Below are 20709 nucleotides of genomic sequence, written 5' to 3' on the forward strand. Positions count from 1 at the left end.
TCAGTGGTCCGCTCTTGATAAATACATGCCGGTCTGTATGTTTGTTGCATGGCGAACAGGGTGTACGTCGTCGGCGTCGGGATGACGAAGTTCGAGAAACCCGGGCGGCGCGAGGACTGGGACTATCCGCAGATGGCCCGCGAGGCGGGCACCAACGCGCTCGAGGACGCGGGGCTCGGCTACGACGCCGTCCAGCAGGCGTACGTCGGCTACGTCTACGGCGAGTCGACGTCCGGGCAGCGCGCCGTCTACGAGCTGGGGATGACCGGGATCCCCGTGGTCAACGTCAACAACAACTGCTCCACCGGCTCGACCGCGCTGTACCTGGCCGCGGAGGCGGTCCGCGGCGGCCGCGCGGACTGCGTGCTGGCGCTGGGCTTCGAGAAGATGAAGCCGGGTTCGCTCGCGTCGACCTACGACGACCGCGAACAGCCGCTGGGCAACCACCTCCAGGCGCTCGCCGAGATCTCGGAGGTGCTGTTCCCGCCCGCGCCGTGGATGTTCGGCGCCGCCGGCCGCGAGCACATGCGGAAGTACGGGACGACGGCCGAGCACTTCGCGAAGATCGGCGAGAAGAACCACCGGCACTCGGTGAACAACCCGTACGCGCAGTTCCAGGACGTCTACTCGCTCGACGACATCCTCGCGTCCCGGATGATCTACGACCCGCTGACGAAGCTGCAGTGCTCGCCGACGTCGGACGGTTCCGGCGCGGTGCTGCTCGCCAGTGAGTCCTTTGTGGACGGCAATGGGCTGGCCGAGCGGGCCGTCGAGATCGTCGGGCAGGCTCTGACCACGGACTTCCGCAGCACCTTCGACGGCAGCGCGAAGAACATCGTCGGCTACGACATGACGCGTCAGGCCGCTCTGCAGGTCTACGAGCAGGCCGGGCTCGGGCCGGCCGACTTCCAGGTCGTCGAGCTGCACGACTGCTTCTCCGCCAACGAACTGCTCACGTACGAAGCGCTCGGCCTCTGCGAAGAGGGCGAAGGCGGCCACTTGGTCGACGCCGGGGACACGACGTACGGCGGCCGGTGGGTCGTCAACCCGTCCGGCGGGCTCATCTCCAAGGGCCACCCGCTCGGCGCGACCGGGCTCGCCCAGTGCGCCGAACTCACCTGGCAGCTGCGCGGCGACGCGGCCGCGCGCCAGGTCCCGGACGTCCGGGCCGCGTTGCAGCACAACATCGGACTCGGTGGCGCCGCCGTCGTCACCGCCTACCAGCGAGCTTAGGAGACACCATGGGCCAGATCAGCGCGTCCGTCGAACTGCCCGCCGCGCCGGACAAGGTGTGGGCGGAGTTCTCGAACCCCAACAACTTCGAGAAGTGGCTGACCATCCACACCAAGTGGAAGGGCGACGTCCCCGCGGAGTTCACGCAGGGCTCGCAGGTGTCCGAGGTCGTCACGATGCTCGGGATGGCGAACACGATCACCTGGACCGTGGACACCTACGATGCTCCCCATCGCTTGGTCATTTCGGGAACCGGGATGGCCGGCGTGAAGATCCGGTTCTCGCTGTCGTGGCGGCGGCCGGGTCCGGCTCCGCGGCGACCATCGAAGCCGAGTTCACCGGCCAGATGATCGTCGGCGCGCTGGGCAAGGCCGTCGAGAAGGACGGGAAGAAGAACCTCGACGAGTCCCTCGAGAAGTTCAAGGCGCTGGTCGCGTGAAGTTCGACCCGGCCGGGCTCGACAAGTGGACGGCACCGGTTTCGTTCGAGGTCACGCGGGACCGGCTCGTCGAGTACGCGGCCGCGACCAACGACCCGATCCCGGCGCACGCTTCCGGCGATGTCGCGAGCCCGGTGTTCGCGATCGTGCCGGTGTTCCAGTCGCTGCTGGAACCGGCCCTCGAGGTCGTGCCGCCGTCGTTGTTCGGGCGTGTGCTGCACGGCGAGCAGGACTTCCGGTTCCACCGCCCGATCCGGCCCGGCGACGTGCTGGAGTCACGCGCCAAGATGACCGGCTGGGAGGGGTTGCCGAAGGGCACGCGGGCGACGGTCTACCTGGAGTGCCGTGCTTCCGGCGGTGAGCTGGTCAACGAGCAGTACGTGACGTTCTTCGTACGCGGCTTCGACACCGGTTCGAAGGTGGGTGAGCTGGGGCCTTCGCACCGGTTCGACGAGGCGCTGCGCTCGTCGCCGCCGGTGGCGAAGGTCGGCCAGCACGTCGACGACGACCAGACGTTCCGCTACGGGCCGGCCGCCGGCGACCCGATGCCGATCCACCTCGACGAGGAGGTCGCCCGGGCGGCGGGCTTGCCGGGGATCATCGCGCACGGGCTGTGCACGATGGCGTTCACGTCGTGGGCGGTGCTTACTTCGGTGGCGCCCGCGGGCCGGCTGCGTCGCCTCGCCGTCCGCTTCGCCGCCCCCGTGCTGCCGGGGCAGGACCTGTCGACGTCGATCTGGGCGGCGGGGCCTTCTTCCTACGCCTTCGAAACCAGAGCAGGAGACACACTCGTGATCAAAGACGGACTTGCGGAGCTGTGATGGGTGCACTCGAGGGGCGCGTCGCGCTGATCACCGGCGCCGGCCGGGGGATCGGCCGGGAGCACGCGCTGTTGTTCGCGCGTGAGGGCGCTTCGGTTGTGGTCAACGACATCGAGCCGGACCCCGAGGTGGTCTCGGAGATCCGCTCGTCCGGTGGTTCGGCGGTGGCCAACACGTCGGACGTGGCGACGTGGGCGGGCGCGGCGGAGCTGGTCGACCAGGCGGTGTCCGAGTTCGGCCGGCTGGACGTGGTGGTGAACAACGCGGGCATCCTGCGGGACAGCTTCGTCGCGGGTCTCACCGAGCAGCAGTGGGACGAGGTGATCGCGGTCCACTTGAAGGGGCACGCGGCGGTCCTGCACCACGCGGCGGCGTACTGGAAGTCGTCGGCCAAGGCGGGAACTCCGGTGGCGGCGTCGGTGATCAACACGGCGTCGGCTTCGGGGACGACGGTGCCGAACCCGGGCCAGCTGAACTACGGCGCGGCGAAGGCGGGGATCGCGGCGATGACGTTGGTGGCGGCGGCGGAACTGGAGCGCTACGGGGTGCGGGTCAACGCGATCGCGCCGATCGCCCGGACCCGGCTGACGCTGGCGACGCCGGGGATGGGCGCGATCTTCGCCGCACCAGTGGAGGAAGGCGAGTTTGACGCGTTCTCACCGGCGAACATCTCGCCGCTGGTGGCGTACTTGGCGACCGAGAAGTGCCCGGTGACGGGCAAGGTGTTCGCGGTCCAGGGCGGCGCGATCTCGGAACTGGCCGGCTGGCACGACGTCAAGGTGATCGAGACCGAGGGCCCGTGGGAGATCGACGACATCGCGGCGAGGCTGCCGTGATCGAGTGGTCCGAGACGGATCTGCTGATCCGCGACTCGATCCGGGAGTTCATCGCCAAGGAGATCCGGCCGCACCTGGATTCACTGGAGAGCGGCGAGCTGCCGCCGTACGACATCATCCGGAAGCTGTTCAAGGCGTTCGGGCTGGACGCCATGGCGGCGGAAGCGGTCTCTCGCCTGCTCGCTTCGGAGGGTAAGGGTTCGGGCGCACCGAAGCTGGGTGGGCAGGAGACGCTCGCGCTCATCGCGATCAGCGAACTGGCCGGGGTGAGCCTCGGGATCGTGGCTTCGCTGGGCGTCTCGCTGGGGCTGACGGCGGCGACGATCCTGTCGAAGGGCTCGCTGGAGCAGAAGCAGCGCTGGCTGCCGGGCTTGGCGACGTTCGAGAAGATCGGCGCGTGGGCGATCACCGAGCCGGACTCGGGTTCGGACGCGTTCGGCGGCATGCAGACGACGGTCCGCCGGGACGGCGATGAGTACGTGCTGAACGGGCGGAAGACGTTCATCACGAACGGCCCCTACGCGGACACGGCGGTGGTGTACGCGAAGCTGGCCGACGGGTCGCCGGCGCGGGAGCGGCCGGTGCTGACGTTCGTGCTGGACCGCGGGATGCCGGGGTTCGTGCAGGGCAAGCCGTTCAAGAAGATGGGGATGATGTCGTCCCCGACGGGCGAGCTGTTCTTCGACGACGTCCGGCTCGGCGCGGACCGGCTGCTGTCGTCGTCGGGTTCCGAGAGCGCCCGGGAGAGTTTCGCGGCCGAGCGGGTCGGCGTGGCGGCGCTGTCGCTGGGCATCATCAACGAGTGCCTCCGGCTGTGCGTCGACTACGCGAAGTCGCGGAAGCTGTGGGGCCAGGAGATCGGGCGGTTCCAGCTGATCCAGCTGAAGCTGGCGAAGATGGAGGTGGCCCGGCTGAACGTCCAGAACATGGTGTTCCAGACGGTGGCCAAGGCCCGCGCGGGAAAGCGCCCTTCGCTGGCGGAGGCGTCGGCGATGAAGCTGTACTCCTCCGAGGCGGCGACCGAGGTGGCCATGGAGGCGGTGCAACTGTTCGGCGGCAACGGGTACATGGCCGAGTACCGGGTGGAACAGCTGGCGCGGGACGCGAAGTCGTTGATGATCTACGCGGGCAGCAACGAAATCCAGGTGACCCACATAGCCAAGGCCCTGCTGGCCTGAGCCGAGGGTGGTGCGCCCTCCCGGCGCACCACCCTCGCTGTCAGTCGCGTTCGATGAGGTGACCGACCACGTCCGGGCCTGGGTGGGCGTGGCCTGAGCCGTCCCTGCGGACGTCGATCTCCGGGAGCTCCACCGGGTCGCCGTTCTTCGCCGCTCCCGCGGGGCGCGGGCCGATCCACGCCACTCGCAGCGCCGTCTCGCCCTTCAAGAACCGCTGGGCCCGGACCCCGCCCGTGGCGCGGCCCTTCGCCGGGTACTCGCTGAACGGCGTGACCTTCACGCTTTGGCCGGTCGACGTGATCACCAGGGGCTCGCCGTGCTCGTCGTCGTCCGTGCGGATCGCTCCGAAGAACACCACCGAACCCGCGCCGACGTTGATGCCGGCCATGCCGCCGCCCTTCAGGCCCTGCGGGCGGACCAGCGATGCCGCGTACTTCAGCAGCGACGCCTCCGACGACACGAACGCCAGCGTCTCCGTGCCGTCCGTCAGCCACGTCGCTCCGACGACCTCGTCGCCGTCCTTCAGCGAGATCACTTCGAACTCGTCCGAGCGGACCGGCCACTCCGGTGAACAGACCTTCACGACACCCGCGCGAGTGCCCAGCGCCAGGCCCGGGGAACCCGCCGCCTGCTCACCCAGCGGCGCGATGCCGACGACCGTCTCGCCCTTCTCCAGCGGGACCAGCTCGCGCGCCGCCATGCCGCCGCGCAGGGAGACCGTGCCCGCCTGCTCCGGCAGGACCGGCAACGGCAGCACGTCCGTCTTGAACGCGCGGCCGCGGCTGGTCACCAGCAGGATCTGACCGCGGGCCGTGGTGTGGACCACCGCCGCCACGGCGTCGTGCTTCACCCGGCCGTTGCGCCGGCGCGTCTCCGTCGACTCCTCGGACTCCGCCGCCGTGCGGGCCACCAGGCCGGTCGCCGACAGGATCACCTGGCACGGGTCGTCCTCGACCTCCAGGGGACCCGACGGCTTCGACGCGGCCAGGACCTCCTTCAGGTCGCCGTCGATCAGGGACGTGCGGCGCTCGGTCGGGAAGTCCTTCGCGATCTTCGCCAGCTCGGCCGACACGAGCTTCTTCAGCACCGAGTCGTCGTCGAGGATCTTCGTCAGCTCCGCGATCTCCTCGCGCAGCCGCTCCTGCTCCGACTCCAGCTCCAGCCGGTCGTACTTGGTCAGCCGGCGCAGGGGAGTGTCGAGGATGTACGTCGCCTGGATCTCCGAGAGCTTGAAGCGCGTCATCAAGCCGTCCTTCGCGGCCTGCGCGTTCTCGCTCTCGCGGATGAGCTTGATCACCTTGTCGATGTTCAGCAGCGCGATCAGCAGGCCGTCGACCAGGTGCAGCCGCTCTTCGCGCTTGCGGCGCCGGTACTTCGTGCGCCGCGTGACGACGTCGTAGCGGTGCCGCAGGAAGACTTCCAGCAGCTCCTTCAGGCCCAGCGTCTGCGGCTGGCCATCGACGAGCACCAGGTTGTTGATGCCGAACGACTGCTCCAGCGGCGTGAGCCGGTAGAGGTCCGCGAGCAGCGCCTGCGGGTTGACGCCGACCTTGCACTCGATGACCAGCCGCGTGCCGTTCTCGCGGTCGGTGAGGTCCTTGACGTCGGCGATGCCGGTGAGCCGCTTGGACTTGTTGACCTCGTCGGTGATCTTCTCGATCACCTTCTCCGGGCCGACGCCGTAGGGCAGCTCGGTGACGGTGATCGCCTGCCGCCCACGGCTGCCTTCGAGCGGACCGGTCTCGCAGTTCGCGCGCATCCGGACCACGCCGCGGCCGGTCTCGTACGCGCGGCGGACCTCGTCGAGGCCCAGCAGGCTGCCGCCGGTCGGCAGGTCGGGGCCGGGGACGAACTCCATCAGCTTGTCGAGCGTCGCGGACGGGTGCGTGATCAGCCACCGCGCCGCCGCGACGACCTCGCCGAGGTTGTGCGGGATCATGTTGGTCGCCATCCCGACCGCGATCCCGGACGTGCCGTTGACCAGCAGGTTCGGGAACGCCGCGGGCAGCACGGACGGCTCCTCGAGCGAGCCGTCGTAGTTCGGCCGGAAGTCGACGGTGTCCTCGCCGAGCTCGCCGACCAGCTGCATCGCCTCGGGTGACATCCGGGCCTCGGTGTACCGCGAGGCGGCCGGGCCGTCGTCCGGCGAGCCGAAGTTGCCGTGGCCGTCGATCAGCGGGACGTTCAGCGAGAAGTCCTGCGCCAGCCGCACCATCGCGTCGTAGATCGCGACGTCACCGTGCGGGTGGTACTTGCCCATGACGTCGCCGACCACGCGCGACGACTTCACGTACGCGTGCGTCGGGCGGTAGCCGTTCTCGTTCATCGAGTACAGGATCCGGCGGTGCACCGGCTTCAGCCCGTCCCGCGCGTCCGGCAGGGCGCGCGAGTGGATGACCGAATACGCGTACTCCAGGTACGAGTCCTCGATCTCGGTCTTCAGCGAGTTGTCGAAGACGTTCGCGCCGGCGCGGTCGAACGCGCTGGGATCGACCTTGGTGGTGGTGCCCTTGCGGCGTGCCACGGCAGAACTCCTTGGTAGCTACGGAAAAATCAAGCGTCGATGGCGTCGCGGTCGATCCGGTCCGAAGAGGCGACCAGCCAGTTCCGCCGGGGCTCGACCTTCTCGCCCATCAGCAGCTCCAGCGCGCCCTCGGCGGCCTCGGCGTCGTCCATGGTGATCCGGCGGACCGAGCGGGTGGCCGGGTTCATCGTGGTCTCCCACAGCTCGTCGGCGTCCATCTCGCCGAGACCCTTGAACCGCGGCACCGGCGTGACGATGCTCTTGCCCGCCCGCTCCAGCTCGGCGTACTTGGTTTCCATCTCCTGCTGTGTGTACGTGAAGTGCGTCTCCGGGTTGCGGCCCTTCGTGACGAGCTTGTGCAGCGGCGGCATCGCCGCGTACAGCCGGCCGTCTTCGATCACCGGGCGCATGTACTTCGCGAACAGCGTGATCAGCAGGGTCCGGATGTGCGAACCGTCGACGTCCGCGTCCGCCATCAGGATGACCCGGCCGTAGCGCATGGTCGTCAGGTCGAACGTGCGGCCGGTGCCCGCGCCGAGGACCTGCACGATCGACGCGATCTCGGCGTTCTTCAGCGTGTCGCCCAAGGACGCCTTCTGCACGTTCAGGATCTTGCCCCGCAGCGGCAGCAGCGCCTGGTACTCCGACACGCGCGCCATCCGGGCCGACCCCAGCGCGCTGTCACCCTCGACGAGGAACAGCTCGCTGCGGGAGACGCCGGTGGTGCGGCAGTCGACCAGCTTCGGCGGCATCGCCGCGCCTTCGAGCGCGGTCTTGCGCCGGGCGGCGTCCTTCTGCTGCTTCTGCGTGAGCCGGACGCGCGCGGCGTCGACCACCTTCTGCAGCACGACCTTCGCCTCGGACTTCGTCTTGCGGTCCTCGGTCCAGGCCTTGACGTGCTTGTCGACGATGGCCTGCAGCACCCGCGTGATGCCGGCGGTGGACAGCTCGTCCTTCGTCTGCGACGTGAACTGCGGCTCCGGCAGCCGGACGTGCACGACGGCGGTCATGCCCTCGAGGACGTCCTCGATCGTCGGCATGTCCTCCTTGGGCTTGAGCAGCCCGCGGGTCTTGGAGATGGCCTCCTGCAACGCCTTCGTGACCGCGCGGTCGAAACCGCGGCGGTGCGTGCCGCCGTGGACGTTGCGGATCGTGTTGGTGAAGCACTCGACCGTGCGCTCGTAGCCGGTGCCCCAGCGCAGCGCCACCTCGACCTCGGCGTGCCGCTCCACATTGGACTGCATGACGCCGGCGGCGTCGGCCGCGTTCTCCTTGTACGTGCCCTCACCGGTGATCAGCAGCGTGCCGCAGACCGGCTTCTCGCCCGACGGGGTCAGGAAGTCGACCATGTCGACCAGGCCGTGCGGGAAGTGGAACGTCTCTTCGTTGATCGTGTCTTCGATCGCCGTGCGCAGCACGTACGTGACGCCCGGGACGAGGAACGCGGTGTTGCGCAGCTTCGCCCGCACGCCCTCGACGTCCAGCGCCGCGCCGGACTCGAAGTAGCGCGCGTCGTACCAGTAGCGGATCGACGTGCCGCTGCGCTCGCCGCGCTTCATCTTGCCGACGAGGTTCAGCCCGGACCGGCGGGTGAACTTCGCCTTCGGGCCGGGCGCGTCGAAGGTGCCGGGGATGCCGTGCTTGAACGACATCTGGTGGACCTTGCCCTCTTGCTTCACCGTGACGTCGAAGCGGTGCGACAGCGCGTTGACCGCCGAAGCGCCGACGCCGTGCAGGCCGCCGGAGGTCTTGTAGCCGGAGCCGCCGAACTTGCCGCCGGCGTGCAGCCGCGTCAGCACCAGCTCGACGCCGGACAAACCGGACTTGGCGTGGATGCCGGTGGGGATGCCGCGGCCGTCGTCGTCCACCTGGACGCTGCCGTCGGCGTGCAGGGTCACGACGATCTTCGTCGCGTGCCCGGCGACGCCCTCGTCCGTCGAGTTGTCCACCACCTCGGAGAAGAGGTGGTTGATGCCGCGGCTGTCGGTGGAACCGATGTACATCCCGGGGCGTTTGCGGACGGCTTCGAGACCCTCGAGATGCGTCAGGTCGTCGGCCCCGTACAAGGTCTCGGCAGTCACAGGGTCGTTCTCCCGGATCGTGGCTCGCGAAAGTGCTGGTGGCGGTGCGGACTGGCCTGCACCGTACTGCAGGATATCCGCCCGCCCCGACAGTTTCCGCGCCCTGTCGCCCCGGGAGTGGCGTGCGCCGCCCCCTAACGGGGGTCGTAGCCCAGGTCGGGCCACAGGCCCAGCAGGGCTTCGATCTTCCGCGGGACCTGGAAGCTGTTCCGGAAGTTCGGCTTTTCGCCGATCGCGGCGAGCGCCTTGCGGAGGTCGCCGAACGCCGGCCGGGCGGCCGGGTCCCGGGTCAGGATGTAGCAGTACGTGCGGCGCGGGTAGGCGAACTCGTCGGTGTACGCCTGCAGCACCAGACCGGGGGCCTCGATCCGCGACCCGACCAGGGCACGGCCCTGCTTCTGGCTGTAGACGCGGATGACGTGCACGCCCGTGCGCAGCGTGCGCGGCGGGTCCTGGCCCTGGCCGTCGTCGGCCCAGAACAGTTCGACGCGGAACGGCTGTTCGCCGTTGTCGCCGGGGTGGGTGTACTCGCGCTGCAGCTCTTCGAGCCGGTACTCGGCCTCGGCCGACGGCTCGCCGCCTTCGACGAGGCTGACGAGGTACAGCTCGGCCGGGCGCGGCCACGCGGGCCGGGGCACGTCGGTGGTTTCGGGCTCGGTGGCCGCAACCGGTTCCGCGGTTTCGGCGGCCGGCGACGGTGTGGCGGCCGTCTCGGTGGACTGCGGTTCGGCCTCGGGTTCCGGCGGCCGGACCGGGGATTCGGCGGCCGCGGGCGGCGCCGGCCGGACCGGGGCCGGCGGCGGGGTCGCGGCCGCGGGCGGCGCGGCGGGCCGGACCGGCGAGGGTGCCGGTGCCGGGGTGGCGGGCCGCACCGGCGTGGCCGGCCGGCTCGTGACGACCGGGCGGGCGGGCGGGGTGGAGCGCGCGGGGGTCGCCGGGCGCGGCGCGGTGACCGGCTTGCCGGCGCCGTACTGCTCCAGGAGCGGCTCCAGGTCGCCCGCCGTCAGCGCGGGGCCCGCGAGGTCGCACCACTCGAGCCAGGCCTCCTGGGCCTCCTCGACGGTGTGCTTCTCGTGGGAGACCGTGACGGCCTCGAACAGCTGCCGCGGGCCGGCGGCGGTGACGTCGGCCGAGCCGACGACCACGAACGACGGGTCGTCCTCGGCGATCACCAGCTTCGCGTTCAGCCCGCGCAGCGAGTGCACGATCACGCCCGCCTTCACCCAGTGCAGCAGGGCGTGCGGGCTCGTCGCGCCGGACAGCACCATGTCCAGGCTGGCGTCCGTGATCACCGTGTCGCCGGGTTCCAGCGGCAGCAGCGCGGCCGCGCCGGGACCGACGTGGCCGAAAGCCGCCACCAGGTTCCGGCGAGGCGCGAGCAGCGGGGTGATCGAACCCCAGATGTCGCGGCCCGTGAGTAGTCGTACCGAACGTTCTGCCAGACCCAGCCGACCGAGCTCCGCGTCCATGGCCTTGACCTTACTTGGTGCCCCCTACGGCATTGACGGCCGGAATATCTCTTGCTTGGAAGTAGTTGAACGCGCATGTAAGATGGGGCTCGCGAAGGGAGTCAGGTCATGCAGTTCGGAATCTTCTCGGTGGGCGACGTCACGACCGATCCCACGAACGGCACCACGCCGACGGAGCACGAGCGGATCAAGGCGATGGTCCGGATCGCGCTGAAGGCGGAGGAGGTCGGCCTCGACGTCTTCGCGACGGGCGAGCACCACAACCCGCCGTTCGTACCGTCGTCGCCGACGACGATGCTGGGGTACATCGCCGCGCAGACGTCCAAGATCATCTTGTCGACATCGACCACGCTCATCACGACGAACGACCCGGTGAAGATCGCCGAGGACTTCGCGATGCTGCAGCACCTGGCCGACGGCCGCGTGGACCTCATGATGGGTCGCGGTAATACGGGTCCGGTGTACCCGTGGTTCGGTGAGGACATCCGCCAGGGCATCCCGCTGGCGATCGAGAAGTACGCGCTGCTGCGCCGGCTGTGGCGCGAGGACGTGGTCGACTGGTCGGGCAAGTTCCGCACCCCGCTGCAGGGGTTCACGTCGACGCCCCGCCCGCTGGACGGAGTCCCGCCGTTCGTGTGGCACGGGTCCATCCGCAGCCCGGAGATCGCCGAGCAGGCCGCGTTCTACGGTGACGGCTTCTTCGCCAACCACATCTTCTGGCCGACGTCCCATTTCCAGCAGCTGATCCAGTTCTACCGCCAGCGTTTCGAGCACTACGGCCACGGAGCGGCGGACCAGGCGATCGTGGGGCTGGGCGGCCAGGCGTTCATCCGGCCGCGCTCCCAGGACGCGTGGAAGGAGTTCCGGCCGTACTTCGACAACGCCCCGGTGTACGGGCACGGCCCGACGCTGGAGGAGTTCACCGACCAGACGCCGTTGACCGTGGGGAGCCCGCAGGAGGTCATCGACAAGACGCTGACCTTCCGCGAGAACTTCGGTGACTATCAGCGTCAGCTGTTCTTGATGGACCACGCGGGGTTGCCGCTCAAGACGGTGCTGGAGCAGCTGGACCTGCTGGGTTCGGAGGTGGTGCCGGTGCTGCGCAAGGAGCTGGACTCCATGCGTCCGGCTCACGTGCCTGAGGCGCCTACGCACGCTTCGCTTGCTTCGTCATTGGTGGAGGTGTCGGAATGAAGCTCGCGGTGGTGACGGCGGGGTTGTCGGTACCGTCGTCTTCCCGGTTGCTGGCGGATCGTCTGGCGGCGGCGACGGTTGCTGCTGCTCCTGACGCTTCGGTCTCGGTGGTGGAGCTGCGGGACATCGCTTTGGACGTGACGAAGAACCTGCTGACGGGGTTTCCGAGCCCGGCCTTGCGGTCGGCGATCTCGACGGTGGTTTCCGCGGATGCGCTGATCGTGGTGACTCCGGTGTTCACGGCTGGGTACAGCGGGTTGTTCAAGTCGTTCTTCGATGTGCTGGACGCGGATTCGCTGGTGGGTAAGCCGGTGCTGCTGGGCGCTACTGGTGGGACGGAGCGGCATTCGTTGGTGTTGGACTACCAGTTGAGGCCGTTGTTCGGGTATCTCAAGGCGGATCCGGTGGCTACCGGGGTTTATGCCGCTTCCTCGGACTGGGGGAGCGGAGAGGGCGCGTTGCAGCGGCGGATCGAGAAGGCCGGGGCCGAGCTGGCTTCGGCTGTCGAGGGTCGGGTTGCCGGTGTTGAGGGGACGGGGTTTGTTCCCTTTGAGCAGCTGTTGGCCGAGGTGGGGGAGTAGGTGATGGCCGGCCGGCCGCTGCCCGGCTGGCTGGTGCCTGGTTGGTTGGCGGACCGGTTGGTTGGTGGGTGGACCGGCCGGTTGGCTGGCTGCGGCCTGGTTGGTTGGCGGACCGGACGGTCGGTGGACCGGTTGGTCGACCGCTGCCGGTTGCTTGGCGGGCCGGCGGGTTGGTGGACCGGCTGGTTGGTTGATCGGGCCTCGGCGGTTGGTGGGCTGGTCGGCTTGGAGGCTGAGGCGATTCTGGCCGGTATCCAGGGCTGGGCCTCAGAGGCGGTGGTTCTCGCCAGAGTCCGGCGGGGCGCTTCACGGCCGGACCCGGCGGCGCAGCGGTGGTGATTGCCTCTCGCGGGAAGCTCCGCCAGGACGAGTGGCTGGCGAGATGGTGGGCCGGGTCGGGTCGAGTGGCGGCGCTGCTTGCTGAGTTAGCGGCCTTGCCGCTGGCCGAGTTGGGCTTGCCATGTGGTGGCTCGGGCAGATGGGTGTGAGCTATTGGTGCCTGCCGTCCGGCCTCGGCGCTGGAGGACTGGAGATGGCGCTGATGCCTGGCTGCTGCGGCTGTGTTCGATGTGCAGAGTCTGGGTCTCGTTGGCGTTTAGCCGGGTGGCGGTTGGGGTTGTCGAACTAGGCGTCGGGTGCTGGGTGGACGGTTCGTCGTCTTTGGGTGGGTGGACGTGGGTGTAGGCCCGTAGCCATTGGCTGCGGGCCTTTCCCATGTTCGGTTGTCACGCTGCGAACGGCAGCGGTTGGTGCAGGTTGTTGCGCCTGGGTTTTCGGTGTTTGTCCAGGAATGTTGGTGGGAGGAACTCCGGGAGGCCGTCGGGGGCTATGCGGACTTCCCAGCCTGAACGGTGCAGCAGCCGGTGGTGGTGGGCGCACATCAGGACCAGGTTGTTCAGGTCGGTTCGGCCGCCGTCGGACCAGTGGTGGATGTGGTGGCCCTGGCAGTGCCGGGGTGGGCGGTGGCAGCCTGGGAAGGCGCAGCCGCGGTCGCGGAGGTACAACGCTCGGCGCAGGCCTGCCGAGATCAGGCGGCGGAGGCGGCCCAGGTTCAGCGGCTCGCTCTTCTCACCCAGCGCCGCTGGGATGATCATGCTGTCGCACGCGTGGATCCTGGCTTCCGCCGCCGTCATCGTGCCGGTGTCGCCCAGGGTTGCCTCGCCTACGCCCGACTTCAGGTCGTTCAGGTGTACCGCGATCATCACGTGGGCGCGCTCGCCCGCCTGCATCGGCAGCGTCGGGGAGTTCAGGGCCAGGTCGATCGTGTCGGAGAATGCGTCGCCGTAGCGTTCCTGCGGGGAACGGTGGTCGCCGCCCTCGTCGGTGCCGGTGCGGCGTTCGGCTAGCGCGTCGAGCAGGGCGCTGGCTCGGGTTCCCGTCTCGTCGTCGAAACGGCCGTGCAGCTCCCATACTCCGGTTCTTTTGCGACGTAACGAGAGTTCGCGGCTGGGGACCGCCGGTTCGGTGGTGTCTGGTTCGGGGCCGTCGGGGTCCAGGTGGGCCACGATGCGGGCTCCCAGCGCCGCGACCTGTTTGTGGCCTGCGTCTTCGGCCAGGGCCAGCAGGTGTCCTTCGGCGTCCTCGCGGTGCTCCGGTGGGATTTGTGTGAGCGCACTGACGATCGTGTCGATCATCGGGTTGCTCAGGCGGCCCTCCGTCGCGACGGCGGCGGTGGAGGGAGCCAGCGCAGGGGTGCTGTCGGGGTGCAAAGCGCCGGCTCGTTTGACCGCCGTCTCCGCTGCCGACTTCGGGATGTCCGCCAAGTGCTCGAGAAGACGGGCCACCGAGCGGTAGCCGAAGAGTTCCATCACCCCGCGGGACTCGATTTCCGCCAGCAGCGCACCGATCTCGGCCTCGGCGCTACGCACCACTGTGAGCAGGGTGGAGATGCGATCGGCCAGGGCCGTCGCATCTGTCTTCCACGCTGCTTCCGTTGGCATACAACAAGGTTAGCCGACTTCAAACGCGTGATCATCACACCAACGGGTAGAAGCGAGAACTCCGGCGAAGCCGCATCTTTAAGAGTCCTGGTAGTGGACCCGGTAAACCAAGTGTGTCACCCCGGAGCCAACCACAACCTCAACCTGTTCAAGCGAAGCGCCAGACGCGGAGAGGCCGGAGAAGTACGAAACCCCCGAACCGAGAAACACGGGCACAAGATCGATCCGAACCTCAGAAAGCAGCCCAAGCTCCAAGCACTGCCGAGCAATGGAAGGCCCCGAAACACCGACATTCCCATCCCCGGCAGCCGCAGCCAACTCGACAGCGCGGGCCACGTCCGAGACGAACGTGAAGGGAGCAAGAACGGAAGAGGGCCAAGAAGGCGCAGGCCGATGGGTGACGACGAAAGCGGAACCTCCGCCAGGAGGATGCCCACCCCACCCCCGGGTGTAGTCGAAAACCCGCCGCCCGCAGACGAAAGCGCTACCGCGGACTGTGTCTAAAAAGGACTGAAGGTACGACGCGCTGGATGGGGATACTCGGAACGTCGTCGGGTAGCCCACCATCGGGACCTCGACCTCGCCGGCGGTGTACCAGTCGAACAGCGGTCCGACCGAATCGTCGGGCCGTGCGACGAACCCGTCCAATGACATGCAGAAACTCGCGACGACGTTCGGCACCTCAGGCCGCCAGTACCTTGTCGAGCCGCTCGAACGACTCCGTGATCCCTCGGCTCATCCCGCTCTCCAGCGCCGTGTCGCGCGCCGCAACCGACGGGAACACCGAGCGCGTCTCGACGCGCGTGCGGCCGTCGCCGAGGTCTGTCAGTGTCATCGAATCCAAGGTCACCTCGCCTGGTGTGCCCAGGAACTCGAACGTCTGGATGATCCGGTCGGCGCTCACCGTGTGGTACACGCCGCGGAAGCGGTACTCGCCTCGGGAGTCGCGGTGGATGTAGTCGTAGGCACCTCCTGACCTCGCGTCGAACTCGACTATCTGCATCTCCATGCCGTGCGGGCCCAGCCAGCGCACGATCAGCTCGGGATCCGTGTGGGCGCGCAGGACCGCCGACGGCGGGGCCGCGAACTCGCGCGTGATCTCGATGAACGGCGTTCCCGGCTGGGCGGTGATCGTCGTGCTCATGGTGTTTCCTCCAAGGTCTCCAGGACGGCGTCGAGCCGCCGGTAGCTGCGTTCGGTGGCCAGCCGGTACGTGTCGATCCAGCCGGTGAGGGCTTCGAGGGCGGACGGCACCAGGTGGCACGGCCGGCGCTGCCCGTCGCGGCTGCGCGTGATCAGCCCGGCCTGCTCCAGCACCTGGATGTGCCGGGACACCGCCTGCTTCGTGATCGCGAAGGGCTCGGCCAGCTCGTTGACCGTCGCTTCGCCGCGCGACAGGCGGGCGATCAGGGCCCGGCGGACCGGGTCGCCGAGTGCGGTGAACGCCCGGTCCAGCGCCTCCTCGTCAACCGCCATCTTTATCAACCAATCTGTTTATCAACCGATGTGTTGAATATAGCTGGGTTGTCAAGACCTGTCGAATGTCGGGGGTGGCCGCCGCCGACCGGAAGCCCGACATCGACGCCTACGTCCGCCCCTACGGATCAACCTGGCCGAGCCCGTGCCGCGCTACCTGCCGGACTTCCGGCTCGCCGACGACTGCGGCGGGCCTCGCGAGCCTGGTGGGAGGCGGTGCGCCGGAGGTCGCGCTGCCCGCGGGAGTGATCGCCGACCGGGTACTGGCGGCGATCGCCATCGGACCGGCCGTCCGGCGAGCCCGCCGGCCTTCCTGCCGCAGCTGCTCGGGTGGATATTCGCCGGACGGCGGGGTACGGGCTCTCGTGAGTGGCACACGAGGCCGCAACCAGGAAGAATCGGACGAAACGAGGGGAGACGCCCAGTGGGCATCGGCAAACAGGCGAAGCGGGTCCTGATCACGGTGGCGGGTGCCGTCCTGCTGGTGGTCGGGGTGCTGCTGCTCGTCCTGCCCGGCCCCGGGCTGCTGCTCGTGCTCGCCGGGCTCCTGGTGCTGGCCTCGGAGTTCCCGGCGCTCGAGCGGTACGTCGACCCGGTGCGCGACCGCGCGATGAAGGCGGCCGAGGAGAGCGTGTCGTCGCCGCTGCGGATCGCCGGGTCCGTGCTGGCCGGGCTGGCGCTGCTGGCGGCGGGGATCGTCTGGGGCACGGTGAAGTCGCTGCCGTTCGCCGGCTGGAGCACCGGGTCGAGCCTGATCCTGTCGTCGGTGATCCTGTTCGCGCTGCTGATCTGGAGCTACCGGCGGGTCAAGTCCCGGCGCGAGGCCGGCAGCCGCAGCTGAGGAAGTACTGTCGGCGCCATGAGCGCCGGATTCCAGCGCGCCCGGCGGCCGGAGCAGATCGAGGCGCGCCGCACCGCGATCCTCGCCGCCGCGCGGGAGCTGCTGGCCGAGCGCCCGGTGGCCGACATCAGCCTGCGGGAGCTGGCCTGCCGCGTCGGGCTCGCGAAGTCCAATGTGCTCCGCTACTTCGACAGCCGCGAAGCCGTCTTCCTCGAGGTCCTCGACACGGCGTGGACGGCGTGGCTCGACGAGCTGGCGTTCGGGGTGCTGCCGGGCCCGCCCGCACGGGAAGAGCGGATCGCCGGGACGATCGCGGCGACGCTGGCCGAGCGGCGGCTGCTGTGCGAGCTGATCAGCGCGATGGCCCCGGTGCTGGAGCGCAACATCTCCCTGGAGTTCGCACGCGGCTTCAAGCTCCGCGCGGCCGCGAACCTCGAACGGCTGGCGTCGCTGGTGCGCGCCGGCGTCCCGGAGCTGTCCGCGGAAGCGGCCCGGGTGTTCGCCCGGGCCGTCGTGGTCGTGGTGTCGGGGGCGTGGCCCTACGCGAACCCGACGGAGGCGGTCGCGCTGGCGACGGCCGAGGCCGGCGGTGCGCCGGGGTTCGAGGCGGTGGTGGCGGAGAACCTCACGAACCTGCTGGCCGGGCTCGTCGCGCGGCGGCGGTGACGATGTCGGCGTTCTCGAGCACGGGCTTCTCGTAGCCGTTCTCGGCGACTTCCAGCATCGCCAGGGCGAGCTCCCGGTTGGTCGTCACGAAGCCCGGGAACAGCCGCCGCAGTAGCGGGTACAACGGCATCGCGACGCGGTAGAGCGTGCGGTAGAGCGTGGTTTTCGACGTGATCCCGGACAGCGGCTGGATGTAGCCGGGGCGCACGGCGAACGTCCGCAGCGGCAGCTTCGCGAGCGCGTTCTCGGTGGCGCCCTTGACGCGCGCCCAGCGCACTCGGCCGCGTTCGGTGCTGTCGGTGCCCTGGCCCGAGACGTACACGAACGTGGTGTCCTCGGGCAGCTTCCCGGCCACCGAAAGGGTCAGCTGGTACGTGATCCGCTCGTACTCCGCCGGCGCCATGCCGACCGAGGACACGCCGAGGCAGAAGAGGCATACGTCGTAGCCGGTGATCGGCTCGAGGGTGAACAGATCCTCCTCGACGCGTTCGGTCAGCTTCGGGTGCGTCTCGCCGAGCGGGGACCGGCCGACCGCCAGCACCGCCTCGACGCGCTCGTCGAGCAGGCACTCCCGCAGCGCGCCCTGGCCGACCATGCCGGTCGCGCCGAAGAGGACGACCCTCATGCGTCCGCCACCGGCAGCAGCCCGCGTTCGGCGAAGACCTTCTTCGCGACGGCGGTCGCGTTCAACGCCCGCGGAAAGCCGCAGTAGGCGGCCGACTGCAGCAGCGCTTCGACGATTTCCTCGGGCTTCAGGCCGACGTTGAGGGACGCGTTCACGTGCACCTCCAGCTGCGGCTCGCACCCGCCGAGCGCGGTGAGCATGCCGAGCGTGACGAGCTGCCGGTCCCGCGGCACGAGCGCCGGCCGCGTGTAGATCTCGCCGAAGCCCCACGACACGAGACTGTCGGAGAGCTTCGGCGAGATGTCTTCGAGGCTGTCGAGCACGCGCTGGGCGGTCTCCTCCCCGTTGAGGTCGACCAGAGCCCGCTTGCCGCGTTCGAAACGATCATCGGTCATGACAGCGACGGTAGCGGCTGGAGCGGGCTCCAGGTCAAACCGCTCGCGTGGCCGCGCTCGCCGACACGCCGTAGCTGGTGTACGAGGAGTCCGTGCGCAGCCCGGCCGCGTTGACGCTCCACGCGTGCAGGGAGAGGAACCCCTGGGCGGGCGCGGTGAACTCGAAGGCGCCGGTGCCGTCGGCGGCCGGTGCCACGGTCGCCTCCGGGCCGTCGCCGACGACGTAGCCGTAGGACGCGAGACCCGGCTGCACCGGGGTCAGCGTGCAGTGGACCACCTGGGCGGGCTGCAGCGGACCGGTCGCGTCGCACGTGAGCGGCGGGGCCGCCGAGCGCGCGATGAACGAGTAGTACGCCGGCTCGGACACCGTTCCGTCGGCGAACGTGCTCGTCACCTGGAGGTACTGGCTGTTCGTCGTCAGCGGGGTCAGGACGACGCTCGCCGTGCCGTCCGCGCCGGCGGGCACGGTGACCGTGGCACCGAGGTAGGTGTAGGTGTAGCTGACGACGCCGGGCAGGGCCGGCGAGAACGTGAACGTGCCCGGCATCGTGACGTAGCCGCTCGGTCCGTTCCGCGGGTACTGGGCGCTCGTCACCACGGGCTCGTTCGAGCCGATCTCGACCTGGACCTCCTGGGTGGCCGAAACGATCCCGGCGCCGGTGGTCGAGCTGACGTCCAGGTAGTGGCCGTACGCCGAGTCCGGCACGATCGTCACCCGCGCGGTGCCGTCCGGGCCGGCCGGGACGGTCACCGGCTCGCCGAAGTCCCAGGCGTAGGTGAAGGACACCGAGCCGGGCAGCGTGGCGTGGAAGGTGAACTCGACCGGCTTGCCGACCATCGTCTCGGCGGGCACGTCGACCACGGGCAGGCCGCGGTCGACCGGGATCTGCCCGCCGCCCGGCCCGGACAGGTTGCCGTTGGCCATCCGGGCCCGCACGGTCAGGAAGTACGACTGGGAGAAGTCGGTCGGCGTGACGCTGATCGTCGCCCTGCCGTCCGGGCCCGCGGGCACCGTGAGCGACTGTCCGCCGTCGATGTCGTAGACGTACTCGCTCGCGCCGTCGGTGCCGTGCGGGGCGAAGGTGCACTGCTGGGTCTCGCCCAGGTAGGCGTGGGCGGCGCAGGTCATCGAGGGGCCGTTGTCAGCGACCCAGAAGCGGTAGTCGGTGCGGCCGGACTGCGTACCGGCCGGGTCGACGCTCCAGACCGACAGGATCTGCGGGCCGCCGCTCGTCGGGGTGAGGGAGACCGTGGCGGGGCCGCCCTTACGCGTGGCCGCGACGTACGTCTGCGGGAAGCCACGGAGCCCGTAGTAGTAGCCGACGACGTCCGGCACGCCGTTGGCGGTGAAGGTGAAGGAGCCCGGCACCCCGGTCCCGCCGGTGCCGAGGCCGACGTCCGAGTAGTCCGGCGAGGTCACTACGGGCGGCCGGTCCGGCGCGACGAGGTCGGTGGTCAGCTTGCAGACCGCGCTCCACGGCCCGGTGTCGGTGCTGTCGCTCGCGCGGACCTGCCACGCGTACGTGGTCGCGTCGGCGAGCGGGCCCGGGAGGATCACCGAGGCTCCGCCGCCGTTGGTGAAGGAGTTGTGGAACGTCGTCCGCTGGTCGGGGTGGTCGACCGGCCACAGCGCCCACTCGGCCTGGCCGAAGTCACCGTCCGGATCGGTGAAGCTGGCGGCGAGGGTGGTCGAGCCGGGGCCGATGACGACCGGCTTGGCCGCGCACGCCTGGGTGCCGACGGTGAGCTGGGCCGGCTTCGAAGGCGCCCGGTTGTAGCTGATGCTGAGCGTGGCGTGCGGGTTGTAGGTGCGGCCGAACTTCGGGTCGTTCTGCTGCTCGTCCGGCAGCCGCAGGGCGAAGGTCGCGGTCGTGCGGCCGGCGTCGAGCGCGTTCTGGAGCGCCGTGGTGGCGTTCCAGAACACCCCGCGGGCCGGGCAGGACGTGTCGATGATCGGCCCGCCCGCCTGGACCAGCTCGGCCGGCTGGGTGTTCCAGGTCGGTTTCTTGGCCGGGGCGGTCAGCCACAGCTCGGTGGCCCGGGGCGACGAGCAGTCGGCGACGGCGGTCTCGTCGACGGAGATCCCCGCGCGTTCGAGGCGGTTCCCACGTAGGGCCGCGAGGTCGAAGGTCACGTAGGACTTCGAGACGTGGCTGACGCCGTTCGCGTAGGTGTGCGCGCCGACCGGGACGTCACCCGCCGGGTTGGCGAAGCTGGTGCGCGGCGCGGCCGAGTCGACGTACGCCCACGAGCCGGCGGTGATCTCGGTGATCGTCGACGCGGCGGCGGGTGCCGCGGTCAGCACGGCCGTGCCGGTGGCGACCAACGCGGAGACGGCGGCGCAAACGGCCGCCGCCCGGACCTTCGAGCCCATCGGGCCTCCCCCAAGAAGTTCGGTTCAGTCCCGTAT

18 protein-coding genes are annotated in these 20709 nt (G+C 69.6%); 9 read left to right on the forward strand and 9 right to left on the reverse strand.

Translation table 11 applies throughout. From position 1 onward, the window contains the following. Positions 1 to 48: 48 nt before the first annotated feature. The 5 genes from ACIRSS_RS34010 (at position 49) to ACIRSS_RS34030 (ending at position 4507) form a co-directional block, all read left to right on the forward strand. Positions 49 to 1233: a lipid-transfer protein gene (locus ACIRSS_RS34010; RefSeq protein ID WP_400902160.1), complete on the forward strand. Its 1185-nt coding sequence runs from the start codon at positions 49 to 51 to the stop codon at positions 1231 to 1233. An 8-nt stretch (positions 1234 to 1241) separates the two neighbouring features. After that, positions 1242 to 1583, forward strand: a complete 342-nt coding sequence (locus ACIRSS_RS34015) for an SRPBCC family protein (protein ID WP_400902162.1) — start codon at positions 1242 to 1244, stop codon at positions 1581 to 1583. A gap of 85 nt (positions 1584 to 1668) precedes the next feature. Next, positions 1669 to 2493, forward strand: a complete 825-nt coding sequence (locus ACIRSS_RS34020) for a MaoC/PaaZ C-terminal domain-containing protein (RefSeq protein WP_400902165.1) — start codon at positions 1669 to 1671, stop codon at positions 2491 to 2493. Then, the gene (locus ACIRSS_RS34025) at positions 2493 to 3329 is read left to right on the forward strand and encodes an SDR family oxidoreductase (protein ID WP_400902168.1); all 837 of its coding nucleotides are present in this window, start codon (positions 2493 to 2495) and stop codon (positions 3327 to 3329) included. Before ACIRSS_RS34020 ends, ACIRSS_RS34025 begins: the two co-directional genes overlap by 1 nt. After that, positions 3326 to 4507, forward strand: coding sequence for an acyl-CoA dehydrogenase family protein (locus ACIRSS_RS34030; protein ID WP_400902171.1), 1182 nt, complete (start codon positions 3326 to 3328; stop codon positions 4505 to 4507). The genes ACIRSS_RS34025 and ACIRSS_RS34030 overlap by 4 nt, the downstream gene beginning before the upstream one ends. 40 nt (positions 4508 to 4547) lie before the next feature. Here the strand turns inward: ACIRSS_RS34030 and ACIRSS_RS34035 are convergent, their stop codons facing one another. From ACIRSS_RS34035 to ACIRSS_RS34045, 3 genes are all read right to left on the reverse strand, one after another. Then, on the reverse strand, positions 4548 to 7031 hold the full coding sequence (locus tag ACIRSS_RS34035) for a DNA topoisomerase (ATP-hydrolyzing) subunit A (RefSeq protein ID WP_400902174.1): 2484 nt from the start codon (positions 7029 to 7031) through the stop codon (positions 4548 to 4550). A gap of 29 nt (positions 7032 to 7060) precedes the next feature. Continuing rightward, the gene (locus tag ACIRSS_RS34040) at positions 7061 to 9112 is read right to left on the reverse strand and encodes a type IIA DNA topoisomerase subunit B (protein ID WP_400902177.1); all 2052 of its coding nucleotides are present in this window, start codon (positions 9110 to 9112) and stop codon (positions 7061 to 7063) included. 134 nt (positions 9113 to 9246) lie between these two features. Then, positions 9247 to 10581 carry a hypothetical protein gene (locus ACIRSS_RS34045; RefSeq protein WP_400902180.1) on the reverse strand — a complete coding sequence of 445 codons (1335 nt, stop codon included), beginning with the start codon at positions 10579 to 10581 and terminating at the stop codon, positions 9247 to 9249. Between the two features lie 108 nt (positions 10582 to 10689). On the opposite strand from ACIRSS_RS34045, the gene ACIRSS_RS34050 reads away from it, so the two are divergent. Together ACIRSS_RS34050 and ACIRSS_RS34055 are read left to right on the forward strand one after the other, a co-directional pair. Then, entirely contained in the window at positions 10690 to 11775 is a 1086-nt protein-coding gene (locus tag ACIRSS_RS34050; RefSeq protein ID WP_400902182.1) for an LLM class flavin-dependent oxidoreductase, read from the forward strand. Then, the gene (locus tag ACIRSS_RS34055) at positions 11772 to 12356 is read left to right on the forward strand and encodes a CE1759 family FMN reductase (protein ID WP_400902184.1); all 585 of its coding nucleotides are present in this window, start codon (positions 11772 to 11774) and stop codon (positions 12354 to 12356) included. Before ACIRSS_RS34050 ends, ACIRSS_RS34055 begins: the two co-directional genes overlap by 4 nt. Before the next feature lie 725 nt (positions 12357 to 13081). Here ACIRSS_RS34055 and ACIRSS_RS34060 read toward each other — a convergent pair. From ACIRSS_RS34060 to ACIRSS_RS34070, 3 genes are all read right to left on the reverse strand, one after another. Next, positions 13082 to 14296 (reverse strand): DUF222 domain-containing protein, encoded by a 1215-nt coding sequence (locus tag ACIRSS_RS34060; protein ID WP_400902187.1) that lies wholly within the window; start codon positions 14294 to 14296, stop codon positions 13082 to 13084. A gap of 682 nt (positions 14297 to 14978) precedes the next feature. Next, a complete protein-coding gene (locus tag ACIRSS_RS34065) occupies positions 14979 to 15440 on the reverse strand; it encodes an SRPBCC family protein (protein WP_400902189.1) in 462 nt (153 codons plus the stop codon). After that, positions 15437 to 15772, reverse strand: coding sequence for an ArsR/SmtB family transcription factor (locus tag ACIRSS_RS34070; protein WP_400902192.1), 336 nt, complete (start codon positions 15770 to 15772; stop codon positions 15437 to 15439). Before ACIRSS_RS34070 ends, ACIRSS_RS34065 begins: the two co-directional genes overlap by 4 nt. A gap of 424 nt (positions 15773 to 16196) precedes the next feature. On the opposite strand from ACIRSS_RS34070, the gene ACIRSS_RS34075 reads away from it, so the two are divergent. Together ACIRSS_RS34075 and ACIRSS_RS34080 are read left to right on the forward strand one after the other, a co-directional pair. Then, complete coding sequence (locus ACIRSS_RS34075) at positions 16197 to 16613, forward strand: PGPGW domain-containing protein (protein ID WP_400902194.1); 417 nt, start codon at positions 16197 to 16199, stop codon at positions 16611 to 16613. Between the two features lie 18 nt (positions 16614 to 16631). After that, the gene (locus ACIRSS_RS34080; RefSeq protein ID WP_400902196.1) at positions 16632 to 17279 is read left to right on the forward strand and encodes a TetR/AcrR family transcriptional regulator; all 648 of its coding nucleotides are present in this window, start codon (positions 16632 to 16634) and stop codon (positions 17277 to 17279) included. Here the strand turns inward: ACIRSS_RS34080 and ACIRSS_RS34085 are convergent. The 3 genes from ACIRSS_RS34085 to ACIRSS_RS34095 are packed head-to-tail and all read right to left on the reverse strand — an operon-like array spanning position 17239 to position 20673. Beyond that, complete coding sequence (locus tag ACIRSS_RS34085; RefSeq protein WP_400902199.1) at positions 17239 to 17904, reverse strand: epimerase; 666 nt, start codon at positions 17902 to 17904, stop codon at positions 17239 to 17241. The genes ACIRSS_RS34080 and ACIRSS_RS34085 overlap by 41 nt on opposite strands. Beyond that, entirely contained in the window at positions 17901 to 18299 is a 399-nt protein-coding gene (locus tag ACIRSS_RS34090; protein WP_400902202.1) for a carboxymuconolactone decarboxylase family protein, read from the reverse strand. The genes ACIRSS_RS34085 and ACIRSS_RS34090 overlap by 4 nt, the downstream gene beginning before the upstream one ends. A gap of 34 nt (positions 18300 to 18333) precedes the next feature. Next, entirely contained in the window at positions 18334 to 20673 is a 2340-nt protein-coding gene (locus ACIRSS_RS34095) for a DNRLRE domain-containing protein (protein ID WP_400902204.1), read from the reverse strand. Between the last annotated feature and the right edge of the window lie 36 nt (positions 20674 to 20709).

The sequence above is a fragment of the Amycolatopsis sp. NPDC101161 genome (assembly GCF_044768185.1).
In the GTDB taxonomy this organism is placed as follows: domain Bacteria; phylum Actinomycetota; class Actinomycetes; order Mycobacteriales; family Pseudonocardiaceae; genus Amycolatopsis.